This is a genomic window from Paenibacillus chondroitinus NBRC 15376 (assembly GCF_004000765.1).
GTDB classification, from domain to species: domain Bacteria; phylum Bacillota; class Bacilli; order Paenibacillales; family NBRC-103111; genus Paenibacillus_E; species Paenibacillus_E chondroitinus.
In genome coordinates this window covers 1-14,105 of sequence record NZ_BILW01000078.1, presented here as the reverse complement: position 1 = coordinate 14,105, position 14,105 = coordinate 1, and the positions used below count along the sequence as shown (strand labels likewise).

Sequence of the window (14,105 nt, the reverse complement as noted above, 5' to 3'; positions counted from 1 at the left end):
CTTTCTAATGGTATAGCGCCCTATAGTTCCTCTAAGCCTGCACGATCTCGTGGAAAGTAGGAAAGAGTTGTATTACAATAGTTGCATGTGCAATTATTCATATCTTCGTTAACGGAGTGGAAGGGTGATCTTGGCTTGAGGTATTCGAGATTCGGTAAATCCGGTTATAACGTATCGTCACTGGGCTTTGGGGCAATGAATCTTCCCAATGTACCCTTGGAACAGGCTAGAGAGGCGTTGAACTATGCCCTGGATCACGGCATTAATTATATCGACACTGCAGCCGCCTATCGCAACAGCGAAGAGATCATCGGCGAATGCATTTCGCATCGCAGGGATGAGTATTTCTTGGCGACGAAGACAGGAGCGCGTGATTACGAAACGGCGAAGGCGGAGATCGAGCGAAGCCTGGTGCGTATGAAAACGGACCATGTCGATTTGCTGCAAATTCACTATGTGAACTACGTATCTGAATTTAAAAAGGCTATGGATATCGAAGGCGCTTACAAAGCCGCGCTGGAAGCTCAGCGAGAAGGCAAAGTCCGATTCATTGGAATTTCCGGACATCGGCCGGATTTGCTGACGAAATGGATCGCAAAAGGGCAATTTGATCAAATTTTGTTTCATTTGAATTTAGCGCAGCCTTTTGCCTTAGAGGAGCTTATTCCCAAAGCAACAGAGATGGATCTGATGAAAGTTGCGATGAAGCCACTGTCAGGCGGATTCATTCAACCCGTTGACCGGGCTATCCGGTATCCGTACAGCCAGAACGTTCATGTAACCATTTCGGGGATGGTCAGTGTGAAGGAAGTGCAGGAAAACCTGGATGCACAAGAGCAAGAGGTGGGCACGGAAGAGCGTCAAGAGCTCGAACAATTGGCAATTGAACTCGGTCAGCACGATTGCAGACGGTGCAATTACTGCTCCTGCCCACTTGAAATTGCCATTCCGGATGTGATGATTTCGAGCAAGTTCAGAGAAAAATTTGGTTTGCTGCCGAAGGGCGAGGGATTTTTTCAAAGACAAAAGGATAGAATAGTAGGCTGTGCTGACCATGATCCATGCAAAGAGAAGCCGATTTGCGAAGAGAAATGCCCGTATCACCTGCCTATGCAGTCCGTTATTCAGAAGGCAGCATCTTTTTATTAAGTTAACAGGGAGAATGACACGATGTTTGCAAAAACAACAGCAATTACGACTGGCGTGTTCACGTCATTCACGCATAACGAGCAAGGGGCAGACGCCATCGTCGTCTGCCTAAGTGAAGTTGAGCTGCGCGAGGACACCGTCCTCGGCGAGCCGCAGCTCGATCAAGCCCTTCAGCGCCTGCGCGCGAAGGGCATTTTCACGGGCGCCTCAGGCGAGCTCGAGGCGCTGCCCACCTACGGGCTGCTGCCGTACGCGTACGTGCTCGTTGCGGGGCTAGGCCCCGCAACCTCGCGCGATACGCTGCGAGCAGCCGCCGTGCATGCAGCGCGCGAGGCACTCGCGCTGAAGCTCGAAAGCTTGGCGCTGAAGCTGCCAAGCGGCTTCGACAGCCGGTCCGCCGTCACGGCGCTGACCGAAGGGCTGCTTCTCGGTACATACCGCATCGCGGTGTACCGCAAAAACGAGCCGGCGCGCGCAGAGCTGCGCCGGGCGGTATTGCTTACAGAAGCGGCTGCGGATGCAGCGCTTCTGGCAGCGGCGATCGCAGCCGCTGAGGCGGTTGCGGAGGGCACGAACTATGCCCGGGATCTCACGAACCTCCCGGCCAATAAGCTGCTTCCGGCTACTCTTGCAGAGGAAGCCATGAAGCTTGCCCAGCACTACGGCTTCGGCTGCGAAGTGCTGGATGAGCACGAGATTGCCGCCCGCGGAATGGGCGGCCTGATCGCGGTTGGCGCAGGCAGCGCCAACCCGCCACGGATGATCACCCTGCAATACAAGGGTGATCCGGACTCAGCCGACGTGCTGGGCCTCGTCGGCAAAGGCGTGACCTTCGATACCGGCGGCATCTCGATGAAAAGCCCCGATGGCATGGAAGAGATGATCAGCGATATGGGCGGAGCTGCCACGCTGCTTGGAGCTCTTCACATCGTCGGGCAGTTGAAACCGAAGATGAACTTGGTCGTCGTCATTCCATCCGCGGAAAACATGACGTCCGGCTCGGCTTATCGTCCAGGCGATATCGTGAAGATGCTGAGCGGACACTCCGTGGAAGTGCTGAATACGGACGCAGAGGGCCGTATCATCTTGGCGGAGGGAATTACCTACGCGAAGAAGCTCGGAGCAAACCGCCTGATCGATGTTGCTACTTTGACGGGAGCTATCTTAATCTCCTTCGCTGATGTAGCGACGGGAGCTGTGACGAACGATGACGAGTTCCTGAAACCGTTGCTTCAAGCGGCTGGCGAAGCGGGCGAGAAGCTCTGGCAGCTGCCCAACTATCCAGAGTATCGCGAGATGCTGAAAAGCGATGTGGCGGATATTAAAAACCAAGCCTCCTCAGATCGCTGGGCGGGGGCCATTACCGGAGGGCTTTTCATCGGGTACTTCGCCGAAGAAACGCCTTGGATTCATCTCGATACCGGCGGCACAGCTTGGTTATGGTCAGCCAAAGGCATTGAGCCCAAAGGAGCAACAGGCGTTATGGTACGGACATTAGCTGCTTATTTATGCGCCGATCAATTAAGATAAATGCTTTTCTAATAAATGAGGCTGTCCCAAAAGTCATCGAATGACCGAGGGAGAGCTTTTTTTTGGTTTGATTAAGTGGAAACTTTTACCTTTTAAATGCGTAATGAAAGCTTTGATGGATAAAGAAGGAGGGGATTTGTAATGTTAGGCATTATCGTGATTTTACTGTTGTCTTGGCTTTTGCTTCGCTTCACGATTAGGCAGCAACTGTCCGTACTAGGGTACAATCCCATTGGTCTGCGCCTACGGCAGTTTGGAATTGCTTTACTGATTGGACTGTTCGTTTGTGTGGTTGTCAAATGGACAGAGTCTGTGGTTACGTCAGCGGGCTGGGAAATAAATTCCGGCTATCAATGGTCTGAATTTTTCTCCGCAAGTTGGTGGAGTTTGAAGTCTGTTTGGTTTGAAGAGTTGCTATTTCGAGGTGCATTGCTTGTCATACTGATCCGCTGGCTGGGCGTTCGATTGGGAATTGTTCTTTCGGCAGCTGCGTTTGGGGCTTATCATTGGTTCTCGTATGGTTTGTTCGGCAATATTCCTGTCATGATCTTGATGTTTGCAGCTACTTTTGTGATGGGACTGGTATGGGCGTATGCGTATTCAAAATCGGGTTCCATGGCCATCGCAGCAGGCAGCCATCTTGGTTGGAATGCAGCATCGGCAATCATCTTCTCTGACGGTCCTATTGGTGATCAATTGTTAATTCCGCTTAAGGGTGCTGAGTATGTGCCGCTCACGGGCTTGCCGTCGCTATTGTTTTTTATCGCTTCGAACACAGCGTTACCATTCATACTTTTTTTCTGGATCAAGTACAAGAAATCGACTTAAAAATTCGGCTCCATAAAAAAAGAGGCTGCCCCAAGTCATCCAATGACCGTAGGACAGCCTCGTTTGTCGTTTAAGCACCGACACTTCTTCCGGCTGCGGCAGGCTGCGAAACTGTTTTTTGCAGCAGCTCATTCACATCGGATAATTGAATAACGATTCTGTTGATTTCATTCGTGGTATAAGAGAGCTGGCTCATACGCTGCTGAAGCTGCGGCAAGGAGATGCCGACCCAGCCCTTCTTGCTGCGATGCAGGGATAAGTCATATTTGAGCACCGTCATTGTGGCGGCAAATGGATCTGGTTTGACATAGACATCTCTCATGACATCATCCAGATTGAAATAGAGCTGCCCACGGTCCCAGTTAACAAAACCTTGCTCGAACAAGATCACTAGGAAATCGGAACCTGACTTGTCTTTGTTCTCCATCGTAATAAGTCGGACAGCGCCTTTGGCCTGATTCGGCTTGATGTACTGGCCTGAACGAATGTCAGGAAGGAACGGAACAATGAGAAGCGGGCCTACACTGGCGATATACAAATAAGTTGTTGACTGAAACACAAGAGAGAGTACAATAAAGGTCAAAAAGAGAATTGAGCTTGCGATAAGACCAAAATAGTTTGGTTTCATAATATGTCGATGATCCCGCCTGACATGATAGATTAGGTAGTCTGTCCCATTTTACCATAAGCGCCCTATATCTTGTAAACTATTAGATCAGTCAATAGGTGTTACCCTTACAAAATGGAGGCGAGCATGCTTATGAAAATGCTGGGCACCTTGTGGAATCCCCGGAAAAAACGCTCCTACTACCGAAAAAGTCTCCTCATCGCTACGCTGGAAGGATTCCCGGCTGTTGTGATTTTTCAGCTATTGGGCGGTCCTTTCTTAACCGGTTATTTATTGTACCTTGGTGCGACATCGACGGAGATCGGGTTTATACTAGCCATCACGACGGTGGTGAATATTATCCAAATCGGTATGGCTGTAGCGATGCAGAAATTCAGGAACCGCAAGCGGATGCTCCTCATTTTCGGCTCCTCTCACAGGTTGTTATGGGCTTCCGTGGGTTTGATCCCGTTTCTGTTCCCGCAAGATTGGTGGGTCGTGATGTATATCATTCTGTATACGGTGGCTCATTTGGGCAATGCCGCAGGCGGTGTCGTGTGGACCTCGCTCATTAGCGATGCGGTTCCGGGTCCGGTTCGCGGGCGATATTTTGGAATTCGTAATACAATTCTAGGCGGAGTAAGTTCCCTTGCCCTTTTTATAGGTGGGCAGATTCTGGATAAATATCCTGGCGGACAGGGTTTTACCTATTTATTTATGATTGTCGGTGTTTGCGCGATCCTCAATATACTGGCTTATTGCTTATATCCGAATCCGCCTTTTGAGCCTTCCAAGGAATTGAATCCGATTGGAATGATCGGGAAGCCATTGAGGGACAGTGCTTTTATAAAAGCAATTATTTTCTTAGCTGTGTTTTTATTTGTGCAAAGTTTGACCGTACCGCTATTTTCCTATGTCATGCTAAAGCTCATGGACATTAATTATGAAACAGTTTCCTACATCACCGTCGTCCATACGTTGGTTATGATGGCAAGTTACTATGTTTGGGGTAACCTGAACGCACATTATTCAGCGCAGACCTTGCTGTTATGGTCTTTACCGATCATTGCCCTCGCTTGCCTGTTGTGGGGAGCGATTGCCTTCATTCCGGCGATTGTCGTGCTTTATGCGGTTCATATCGTGCTGGGCGTAGGACTCGGCGGGTTTAACCAGATGGTCTTCACATTTACAATTGGCGATACACCGAAAAGTGAACGGCCCATGTACATTGCAACGTACTCGGCGATTACGGGTTTTGCCGCCTTTTTAGGACCGATTGTTGGGGGAAAAGTATATGAGCTTATTGCAGAGGCCCCGATGTGGATGCAGATTTATGGCGTTTCGACGCTTGTGGGCGCTGTGCTGATGATACTTGGATTCGTGGTAGGACGCCTAGTACTCGGGAAACAAATAAGGAGCTGAATTTTCAAAATGACAAGAAAAAGAATCGGAATCATCGGGCTTGGGGATATCGCGCAAAAAGTATATCTTCCATTGCTGTCCGTTAATGAACAAGTAGACATCGCTGGCATTATGAGCTCCACACCGGCAACCGTTGAACGAATGAAGACAAAATATCGTATTCCGTTCGGAACAACGAGGCTCGAAGAGCTGCTTGCGCTTGATTTGGACGCTGTTTTCGTGCACAGCCCGACCCCGACCCATTATGAAATTGCTATGAAAAGCATGGAGCAGGGTGTAGCGGTTTATGTAGATAAACCATTGTCCTACGATTGGGAGCAGTCGGTAGAGATGGCATCTTACGCGGAACGAAAAGGCGTACTCCTCGCAGCGGGCTTTAACCGCAGGTTTGCTCCGCTCTATCTCGAAGCGCGGGATTGGCTGAAGGAAGCAGGCGGCTTCGATTGGTGTTCAGCGGTTAAACATCGAATTAAGCAGCAGGGTCATGGCGCGAAAGAGACGCTGTATGATGATTTGATCCATATGTTGGATCTCTTGCTCTGGCTGGGGGAGAGCCCTTATGAAGTGGCTTCTTCTCATCAACAAGTGGATGAAGTTGGAAAGCTGCTTCATGCCTCAGGAACCCTGTCTTTTGGCTCCTCGCAGGGCACTTATAGCATGGTGAGGCTGGCTGGCGTGGATCAGGAAAAAGTCGAGCTGCACGGCAGCGGCCGTTCGGTCGAGGTGACGAATCTGGAGTCAGCGGTCTTCTATGAAAAAGGCGCCGCGCCGCGCGTACGTTCCTTCGGAAGCTGGGACACCGTGCTGGAGAGAAGGGGTTTTGCCAGCGTCGTGCAGCATTTTCTGGACAGCCTGGCTGACCCGAATGCTTGCACGATCCGCGGCGACCTTGTGCTTGCGTCTCATCAGCTGGTTGAGCGGCTGTCTGTTTAGAAATGTTGCTAGGGGCTGTCTTTGAGTAGAGCGTAGTGTTCTACTTGGGGGTGGCTTTTTTTATGCTGGGTTGGTTGGGGGCAACGTATCAAGGGTGCTTGTATGTGCCTGCGAGTGCTTGCTGCTGTGCGGGAGCGGGGAGCGGAACTACAGTGCGCTATTTGAGCGGAATGAGCTGATTATGGGTCTTTGGGGGAACTACAGGGTCTTAATTGACGGGGAAGCTGCTACTCGAGTTGAAAATGGCGGAATAGAGGACCACAGTTCCCTTGGCGGACTAAAGTAGCGCTTTATTGCAAAATAGGGGATTGTAGTTCCTATTTATGAGGATTCGTGTGGGATAGCGGCTAATTTTACTCAGCAGGCATTTATGAGGCACTTTGGTCTGATGGAAGGTTGATTTGTAGATCTGGTTATAACGTTTAGTTGGAGTAAATCCAACCAGCAGGTCGTCTGGGCAGATTATTCGTGTAGTTCATTGGATCATTTCCAACGAAATAGCTAGAAGTGACTTGATTATGGCTCATTTCAGAGTCTTTATTGGAAATCATCCAATTGAAAGCTGATTTACGAGCCTAGAATGACCTTCTCATTGGAATTCTTCCAATGTAACTTGAATATGAACCGTATGGCCAGCCACTTAGGCAAATGCGCGTGCGAACCGAATCTTGAAGAGTTACCTCAGCTCCAAGCAGAATAAGAGACCGGAACATGCTATGATAAAACGACATGGAAACTATCCCCTAGGAGGACTAGCCTCGAATGTCAAAAGCGGATCAAATGCTAGCCATACTATGGCTCATCAAATCACATAAACAAATCACGGCAAAGCAATTAGCCGAAAAGCTGGAGATTCACATCCGCACGGTGTACCGGTACATCGATGCGCTGTGCGCGAGCGGTGTTCCGATCATATCGGATTCCGGGCATCATGGCGGTTACCGCTTGCTTGGGCAGTTTAACGAGGCGCCGCTCGTTTTTGATCTGGATGAGCAGAAGGCGCTCATCCACGCTGCCGCGTTTGCCTTGGAGACAGGATATCCCTATGGAGAAAAGCTGAATCAGGCTGTTGCCAAGCTTAAGTTATACACCAATCGGGAGCAATTGGAGCAAATCCATCTTCATGAGCAGGGGCTGGACGTCATTTCGCCGCAGGCAGATGCTGCCGAGTCTTACTTGCTGCAAGAAGTGGAGATGGCTGTTGCCAAACGAGTCACGCTGCGCATGCACTATCAAAAAGGCTACGGAGCGGCAGCAGAAACCCGCCATCTGGATCCATATGGACTCGTTTGCTGGAAAAACAAATGGTATGTCGTTGGGCACTGTCATCTGCGGAATGAAATTCGCAGCTTTCGGGTGGATCGCATCCGGGAGTTGTTCAAGATGGACACGACATTTGAGAGGCCCATCGATTTCTCGGCTCGCCAATTCCTCCTTACAGGCGTCCTGCCTGACGCAGATAAACCGGAAGAACTGATTTCCGTTAAAATTACAGGTAGCGAGCAAGCGCTGGACGACCTGTGCGGCCATTGGTTCCTGGCCCATGCGCTAGTTGAGCGCTCGCGGTATGAAGCCCATTTTCAAGTCCAGGAGAAAGCCATCCACACTCATCTTCCCTATCAAATCCTCAGTTATGGAGGCATGATTCAAGTTAAGGAACCTCTAATGCTTATCAATATGCTGCGGGAGATTACGCTGAATTTACATCAGTATTATCTGTCGATGCCAATTGACTGACCGTTTTTGTCAGTGAAGCCGAGGTACAATGAGCTCATGTTTAACACAGCGTTGCATTCTGAGGAGGATGATGAAACATGAGAGAACAAACGATCAAAACCTATGATTATCACGCCTGGGCCAATAAAAAAGTATTTGAACGACTGGCGGAATTACCGGAGGAAGTACTGCATCAAGAGCTTGGCAACGTGTTTCCGACGATTTACAACGGGTTGGTGCATATTTACCAGGTGGATGCTGTTTGGTTGTCGGGCATGATGGGGAACAGCTATGAGCAGATTATAGAGCTACTAGGTACGATTGAAGCTAAGACAGCGGGTAAAAGTTTGGAGGAGCTGCAAGCTGTGTATTGGGAAAAAGCCGAGGAGTATCGCGTTTTCCTGCATGGAGTCGACGATTTGGAGGCGAAAAAGCAGTTTCCGCATCCAACCTTTGGCGTGTTGAATGCCAGCATTCAAGAATTAATTCAGCATATCGTGAATCATGGCACCTACCACCGAGGCAATATTTCCTCGATGCTCCGTCAGCTGGGACATGCGGGGGCTTCAAGCGACTGGGTCTTCTATTTATATGAGGTCAATAAGTAAAAAAAAGGGCTGCCCTAGAGGTCTAAGAAGCATAAGACTTCTAGGGCAGCCCCATCTTTTTATCCGCAGCTGCAGTTCAGGACAGGCTTGCGGGCGGCAAGCGCTTCGTCCATGCGGCTGACCACGGTGGTGTATGGCGCATTTTTAACGATATCGGGATTTTCCTCCGCCTCTTTGGCGATGGCAATCATCGTGTCGATGAATTCGTCCAGCGTTTGCTTGCTTTCCGTCTCGGTCGGCTCGATCATGATGCATTCTTCGACGCTAAGCGGGAAATAGATTGTCGGCGGATGATAGCCGAAGTCCAGCAATCGTTTGGCGATATCGAGGGTGCGCACGCCAAGCTTCTTCTGACGGTTGCCCGATAGCACGAATTCGTGCTTGCAGAAGCGCGGATGCGGTACGTCGAAGTAAGGCGTCAGCCTGGCGAGCATATAGTTGGCGTTGAGTACGGCAAACTCGGATACTTTGCGCAGGCCTTCAGGACCGAGCGTCCGGATATAGGTATAGGCGCGGACAAGGATGCCGAAGTTGCCGTAGTAGCCTTTTACGCGGCCAATTGACTGCGGGTAGTTGTAGTCAAAGTAAAAGCTGCCGTCCTCCTTCTGCGCCACAAGCGGGGTAGGCAGGAACGGGATGAGCTTTTCTTTGACGCCGACAGGGCCGGCGCCAGGGCCGCCCCCGCCGTGCGGGGTGCTCATTGTTTTGTGCAGGTTGAGATGGACGACATCGAAGCCCATATCGCCGGGTCGGGTAATGCCCATGATGGCATTCGCATTAGCGCCGTCGTAGTAGAGCAATCCGCCCGCAGCATGAACGATCTCGGCGATCTCGACGATCTGCTCCTCGAACAGGCCGAGTGTGTTTGGATTGGTGAGCATCAGGGCGGCCGTGTCCGGCCCAACGGCTTTGCGAAGCTCATCGAGATTCACAAGACCGCGTTCGTTGGACTTGATCGTGATGGTCTCGAAGCCTGCGACTGTTGCGCTGGCTGGATTCGTGCCGTGCGCGGAGTCCGGGCAAATGACCTTGGTGCGCTTCTCGCCGCGGCTTTCATGGTAGGAGCGAATCATCATGAGTCCGGTCCACTCACCATGTGCGCCAGCTGCGGGCTGAAGCGTGACGCGATCCATGCCGGTGATGGCTTCAAGGTCCTTTTGGAGGTTGTAGAGCAGCTCCAGGGCGCCTTGCAGCGATTCTTCCGGCTGGTACGGATGTATTTTGGCGAAGCCTGGAAAGCGAGCGACGTCTTCGTTGATTTTGGGATTGTATTTCATGGTACACGAGCCAAGCGGGTAAAAGCCGTTGTCCACGCCGAAATTGCGGCGGGAGAGGGCTGTATAGTGGCGGATGACATCCACCTCATACACTTCCGGCAGCTCTGCGGCGCTCTTGCGCTGGAACTTGGAAGGCAAGACTTCATTCAGATCCAGCTCCGGCACATCAGATTCCGGCAAGGAATAAGCGACACGGCCTGGATGGCTCATTTCGAAAATGAGGGCTTTGCCGTCATTTTTTACGGTAATGTTGCTTTCATTCGTATTTGTTGTCATACGAGTTCCTCCAGTGCATCAGCGAAGGCATCGATTTCTTCGCGCGTTCTTTGCTCGGTGACGGCGATTAGCATATGACCGGCGAGCTCGGGATAGTCGCGGCCAAGGTCGTAGCCGCCGATGATGTTGTGCTGCAGGAGCTTGCTGCTGAGCTCCTGCACATTCGCGCCGTCCGGAAGCTTGACGGCGAATTCATTGAAGAAGCTGCCTGCGAATGGCAGCGAGAGCTTGCCGGACGCGGTGAGGCGTTTCGCCGCGTAGTGTGCTTTTTGGACGTTGAGCTTGCCAACGTCTTGAATGCCTTGCTTGCCCATCGTGGACAAGTACACGGATGCGCAAAGCGCGAGAAGCGCTTGGTTGGAGCAAATGTTCGACGTGGCTTTCTCACGGCGAATGTGCTGCTCCCGCGCTTGGAGCGTCAAGACGAAGCCGCGCTTGCCGGCGCGGTCGACGGTTTGCCCCACGATGCGCCCCGGCATGCGGCGCATCCAGCTTTCGGCGACGGCGAAGTACCCGCACGTCGGCCCGCCCAGCGCAGCTGGGATGCCGAGCGGCTGGCAGTCGCCGACCACGATGTCAGCGCCGAGCTTGCCCGGCGCTTCGAGCAGCCCGAGCGTGAGCGGATTGGCGCTCACGACAAGCAGGGCGCCCGCGCCGTGCGCGATCGGCTCCGCCGCGCCGATATCCTCCATGCAGCCGAAGAAATTCGGCGATTGGAGGATGACGGCGGCGGCGCCTTCGGCCTTGGAAGCGAGGTCATCGAGGTCCGTCACACCCTCCGGTGTGAGACCGATCTCGACCACTTCCAAGTTCAGCCCGCGGGCGGTCGTGCGCAAGATGGCGCGCGCCTCTGGGTGCACCGCGCGGGAGACGAGCAGACGGCTGCGCTTCGTCGCTCCGCTGGCGAGGGCGCCGGCTTCGGCCAGCGCTGTAGCGCCGTCGTACATCGAAGCGTTAGCCACGGCCATGCCGGTGAGTTCGCAAATGTACGACTGAAATTCAAAAATCGCCTGCAGCTCCCCTTGGGAGATCTCCGGCTGATAAGGCGTATACGCGGTGTAGAACTCTGAACGCGAGATGACGTGATTGATCACCACGGGAAGGTGATGATCGTAGATGCCGGCGCCGAGGAAGCTGGCGTAGCGGTCAAAGTCGGCGTTGCGGCTGGATAGGCCGCGCATGTAGCGCAGCAGTCCCTGCTCATCCAGCGCCTTCGATACGTTCAGTTCGCCTTGAAAGCGAACCTTTTGCGGAATATCTTGAAACATCTCTTCCATCGAGGAGATGCCGATTGTCGCCAGCATATCTTTCTGATCTTGCTCGGTAATAGGCAAATAACGATGCTTCATGGTGGGGGCGTGCTCCTCTCCGGGTTACGGTTTTCTTTTATAAAAAGGGGTGGCCACGACTTTCGCTTTGACCTGTGCCCCGCGGATTTCCACATTCACTTCCGTGCCCAGCGCACTGTAGGCGGAATCAATTAAAGCGAGGCCTATATTCGTTTTGAACGTAGGGGACTGGGTGCCCGTAGTAACTTCCCCGATAGGCGTACCCTCCGTCGTGAAAACCTTGTAATGCGGCCGCGGAATGCCACGATCAATCATCTCAATGCCAACGAGCTTGCGCGGTGTGCCGTTCGCTTTATGCCCAGCGATTACATCACGCCCGATGAAATCTCCTTTATCCAATTTCACAAAATAGTTCAGTCCAGCTTCCAACGGCGAAATATCCTGGGAGAGCTCTTGCCCGTATAGGGGAAGTCGCGCTTCAAAACGCAGCGTATCGCGAGCGCCCAAGCCAGCCGGTACGAGCCCTTGTTCTTGACCTGCCTCCAGCAGCAGCTTCCATAGTTGAACGGCATCGTGCCTATCGATGTATAGCTCGAAGCCGTCTTCTCCGGTATAACCTGTACGGGATAGTAGGGCGTTAATACCGGCTACCTTCACGTCGGGCAGGAAACGAAACGTTTTCAAAGTCTGAATAGGAGCGTCTGTCAATTTGGCTAAAATCCGTTCGGCGTGGGGACCTTGCAAAGCGAGCATAGCGGTTTCATCGGATATGTTGGTGATTTCCGTGCGGCCAACAAGATGCTGCTGCATCCATGCCATATCTTTGTCGATATTGGAGGCGTTAATGACCAGCATGTAGTTGTTGTCGCTTATTTTATAAACGAGCAGATCGTCAACGACACCGCCGTCCGGATAGCACATGAGGCTGTATTGGCATTGCCCGTTTTCGAGCTTTGCCACATCGTTCGTGGTGATCTTTTGCAGAAAAGAGAGGGCGTCTTCCCCGGTAACCCGGACTTCACCCATATGCGACACATCAAAAAGCCCGGCTTGCTGTCTGACGGCATCGTGCTCTTTTTGAATACCTGTGAACTGCACCGGCAGCTCCCAGCCTCCAAAGTCAATAACTCGCGCTCCATGCTCCGCATATACAGGGAAGAGCGGTGTTCGTTTCAGCATGCGTTTACCTCACCTTCGATTTTGTACATCCCATATCTTGCCCAAAATACAAAAAAGAGCAAAAGATATGCAACACAAACATACCTTTTGCCCTGTCCTTTTTACCTGAGAGTTACCTCGACTAGAACCATGTTATCCGGCCGTCAAGTTTCCCCTTTGGTGTCCGAGTTTCCGCGTGCGCGGTCATTCGAAGCTCTCCAGAGTTGCGTCCGGTACAAGTCCTTTTGCCTGAGAGATTCACCGTTACTCGGCTTACTCCTTCGGCGCCGCGATCGTTCACTGCGGTCTCTCCCTGCACCATCATTCGCCAATATTCAATTTGTAGTATTGTATTAATTTTGCCTATGAAGGTGTGAATTGTCAATTGTTACTTTTCATAAAATTTACCTTCGTCCGCCTTGACTTTGATGTTCACATTAGATTAAGCTAAAAGCAAAATTTGCTGGTAAGCGAGGCGTAAAACGATGAGTAACGTACAAGCCAATTTGTTATACACCAAAGAACATGAGTGGGTAGAAAAGCTGTCGGACACGGTTGTTCGTGTAGGTATTACTGATTTTGCCCAAGATCAATTGGGAGATATTGTGTTTGTTGAACTGCCTAAGGCTGGAGCATCCATTACCGCAAATGAAAGCATCGGCAGTGTGGAATCCGTCAAAACGGTTTCCGACATTTTCTCGCCCGTTTCCGGCAAAGTAACGGCTGTGAACGGATCTTTGGAAGGATCGCCGGAGCTGGTAAATAGTGCGCCGTTTGGCGAAGGCTGGATGGTTGAGGTTGAAGTTTCCGGCGCGGATGCGCTTGAAGGTTTGCTGACGGCTGATGAGTATGCTTCGTATATCGGCAACGAGTAAGACGACTTTTGCTTAAAAAACGAGTTCCTAGCTATCGATTTTTCGATAGTAGGGCTCGTTTTTTTTGTTTGCCGGGGATGTGGGAAACAAGCATCCAACCTATGTTGTACTTAGTACAACTAAAACAAATATTTTCTGCGCGAAACAGCCGCTTCGTTGTACAAAATACAACCATTTTAGGTGAGAAGAGGTCAAAACAGCCCTCTAGAGGTCAAATGGTTGTACTAAGTGCAATGAAGGTGAGGGTTGTAGCCTATAAAGCGCTCTCAAGCTGCACAAAGAGCAATGAAGCAAAGGAGTGGAGTCTGTAAAGCGCTTTCTAATCGCACAAAGTGCAATTTAGCGCTTAAGCCAGCGCTGCTCTTGAACCCGAACCCGCGCTTGAACGCACACTGCACTCGAACACTCGCTCAAACACGCACTTGAATTCGGACGGA

12 protein-coding genes and 1 riboswitch are annotated in these 14,105 nt (G+C 51.4%); of the genes, 8 read left to right on the top strand and 4 right to left on the bottom strand.

The features are described 5' to 3' along the window. Positions 1 to 135 precede the first annotated feature (135 nt). From PCH02S_RS34685 to PCH02S_RS34675, 3 genes are all read left to right on the top strand, one after another. Positions 136 to 1,149, top strand: a complete 1,014-nt coding sequence (locus tag PCH02S_RS34685) for an aldo/keto reductase (protein ID WP_127458665.1) — start codon at positions 136 to 138, stop codon at positions 1,147 to 1,149. Between the two features lie 21 nt (positions 1,150 to 1,170). Beyond that, positions 1,171 to 2,679 (top strand): leucyl aminopeptidase, encoded by a 1,509-nt coding sequence (locus tag PCH02S_RS34680; RefSeq protein WP_127458664.1) that lies wholly within the window; start codon positions 1,171 to 1,173, stop codon positions 2,677 to 2,679. Between the two features lie 141 nt (positions 2,680 to 2,820). After that, positions 2,821 to 3,507 (top strand): CPBP family intramembrane glutamic endopeptidase, encoded by a 687-nt coding sequence (locus tag PCH02S_RS34675; RefSeq protein ID WP_127458663.1) that lies wholly within the window; start codon positions 2,821 to 2,823, stop codon positions 3,505 to 3,507. A gap of 70 nt (positions 3,508 to 3,577) precedes the next feature. Here the strand turns inward: PCH02S_RS34675 and PCH02S_RS34670 are convergent, their stop codons facing one another. Continuing rightward, positions 3,578 to 4,135, bottom strand: a complete 558-nt coding sequence (locus PCH02S_RS34670; protein ID WP_127458662.1) for a hypothetical protein — start codon at positions 4,133 to 4,135, stop codon at positions 3,578 to 3,580. A 126-nt stretch (positions 4,136 to 4,261) separates the two neighbouring features. Here PCH02S_RS34670 and PCH02S_RS34665 point away from each other — a divergent pair, with 126 nt between their 5' ends. The 4 genes from PCH02S_RS34665 to PCH02S_RS34650 all read left to right on the top strand — a co-directional run bounded on the left by PCH02S_RS34665 (position 4,262) and on the right by PCH02S_RS34650 (position 8,793). Next, positions 4,262 to 5,536, top strand: coding sequence for an MFS transporter (locus PCH02S_RS34665; protein WP_246069425.1), 1,275 nt, complete (start codon positions 4,262 to 4,264; stop codon positions 5,534 to 5,536). A gap of 9 nt (positions 5,537 to 5,545) precedes the next feature. Then, positions 5,546 to 6,469 carry a Gfo/Idh/MocA family protein gene (locus PCH02S_RS34660; RefSeq protein WP_127458660.1) on the top strand — a complete coding sequence of 308 codons (924 nt, stop codon included), beginning with the start codon at positions 5,546 to 5,548 and terminating at the stop codon, positions 6,467 to 6,469. A 762-nt stretch (positions 6,470 to 7,231) separates the two neighbouring features. Then, positions 7,232 to 8,206, top strand: coding sequence for a helix-turn-helix transcriptional regulator (locus tag PCH02S_RS34655; protein WP_127458659.1), 975 nt, complete (start codon positions 7,232 to 7,234; stop codon positions 8,204 to 8,206). A gap of 77 nt (positions 8,207 to 8,283) precedes the next feature. Beyond that, positions 8,284 to 8,793, top strand: coding sequence for a DinB family protein (locus tag PCH02S_RS34650; protein WP_127458658.1), 510 nt, complete (start codon positions 8,284 to 8,286; stop codon positions 8,791 to 8,793). Positions 8,794 to 8,852: 59 nt separating this feature from the next. Here PCH02S_RS34650 and gcvPB read toward each other — a convergent pair whose 3' ends face one another. Genes gcvPB through gcvT form a run of 3 tightly spaced genes read right to left on the bottom strand, consistent with a single transcriptional unit; the run spans position 8,853 to position 12,814 of the window. Then, positions 8,853 to 10,346, bottom strand: coding sequence for an aminomethyl-transferring glycine dehydrogenase subunit GcvPB (gcvPB, locus tag PCH02S_RS34645; protein ID WP_127458657.1), 1,494 nt, complete (start codon positions 10,344 to 10,346; stop codon positions 8,853 to 8,855). Next, on the bottom strand, positions 10,343 to 11,695 hold the full coding sequence (gcvPA, locus tag PCH02S_RS34640) for an aminomethyl-transferring glycine dehydrogenase subunit GcvPA (RefSeq protein ID WP_127458656.1): 1,353 nt from the start codon (positions 11,693 to 11,695) through the stop codon (positions 10,343 to 10,345). Before gcvPA ends, gcvPB begins: the two co-directional genes overlap by 4 nt. Positions 11,696 to 11,719: 24 nt before the next feature. Further along, positions 11,720 to 12,814, bottom strand: coding sequence for a glycine cleavage system aminomethyltransferase GcvT (gene gcvT, locus PCH02S_RS34635; protein ID WP_127458655.1), 1,095 nt, complete (start codon positions 12,812 to 12,814; stop codon positions 11,720 to 11,722). A gap of 206 nt (positions 12,815 to 13,020) precedes the next feature. After that, a riboswitch (glycine riboswitch) is annotated at positions 13,021 to 13,118 on the bottom strand. A 160-nt stretch (positions 13,119 to 13,278) separates the two neighbouring features. On the opposite strand from gcvT, the gene gcvH reads away from it, so the two are divergent. Then, on the top strand, positions 13,279 to 13,668 hold the full coding sequence (gene gcvH, locus PCH02S_RS34630) for a glycine cleavage system protein GcvH (protein WP_127458654.1): 390 nt from the start codon (positions 13,279 to 13,281) through the stop codon (positions 13,666 to 13,668). The last annotated feature ends 437 nt before the right edge of the window (positions 13,669 to 14,105 follow it).

Coding starts and splice junctions, on each gene's coding strand:
- PCH02S_RS34660 (WP_127458660.1), top strand. CDS start 5,546: ATGACAAGAAAAAGAATCGGAATCATCGGGCTTGGGGATATCGCGCAA.
- gcvPB (WP_127458657.1), bottom strand. CDS start 10,346: ATGACAACAAATACGAATGAAAGCAACATTACCGTAAAAAATGACGGC.
- PCH02S_RS34650 (WP_127458658.1), top strand. CDS start 8,284: ATGAGAGAACAAACGATCAAAACCTATGATTATCACGCCTGGGCCAAT.
- PCH02S_RS34655 (WP_127458659.1), top strand. CDS start 7,232: ATGTCAAAAGCGGATCAAATGCTAGCCATACTATGGCTCATCAAATCA.
- PCH02S_RS34680 (WP_127458664.1), top strand. CDS start 1,171: ATGTTTGCAAAAACAACAGCAATTACGACTGGCGTGTTCACGTCATTC.
- PCH02S_RS34670 (WP_127458662.1), bottom strand. CDS start 4,135: ATGAAACCAAACTATTTTGGTCTTATCGCAAGCTCAATTCTCTTTTTG.
- PCH02S_RS34675 (WP_127458663.1), top strand. CDS start 2,821: ATGTTAGGCATTATCGTGATTTTACTGTTGTCTTGGCTTTTGCTTCGC.
- PCH02S_RS34665 (WP_246069425.1), top strand. CDS start 4,262: ATGCTTATGAAAATGCTGGGCACCTTGTGGAATCCCCGGAAAAAACGC.
- gcvT (WP_127458655.1), bottom strand. CDS start 12,814: ATGCTGAAACGAACACCGCTCTTCCCTGTATATGCGGAGCATGGAGCG.
- gcvH (WP_127458654.1), top strand. CDS start 13,279: ATGAGTAACGTACAAGCCAATTTGTTATACACCAAAGAACATGAGTGG.
- gcvPA (WP_127458656.1), bottom strand. CDS start 11,695: ATGAAGCATCGTTATTTGCCTATTACCGAGCAAGATCAGAAAGATATG.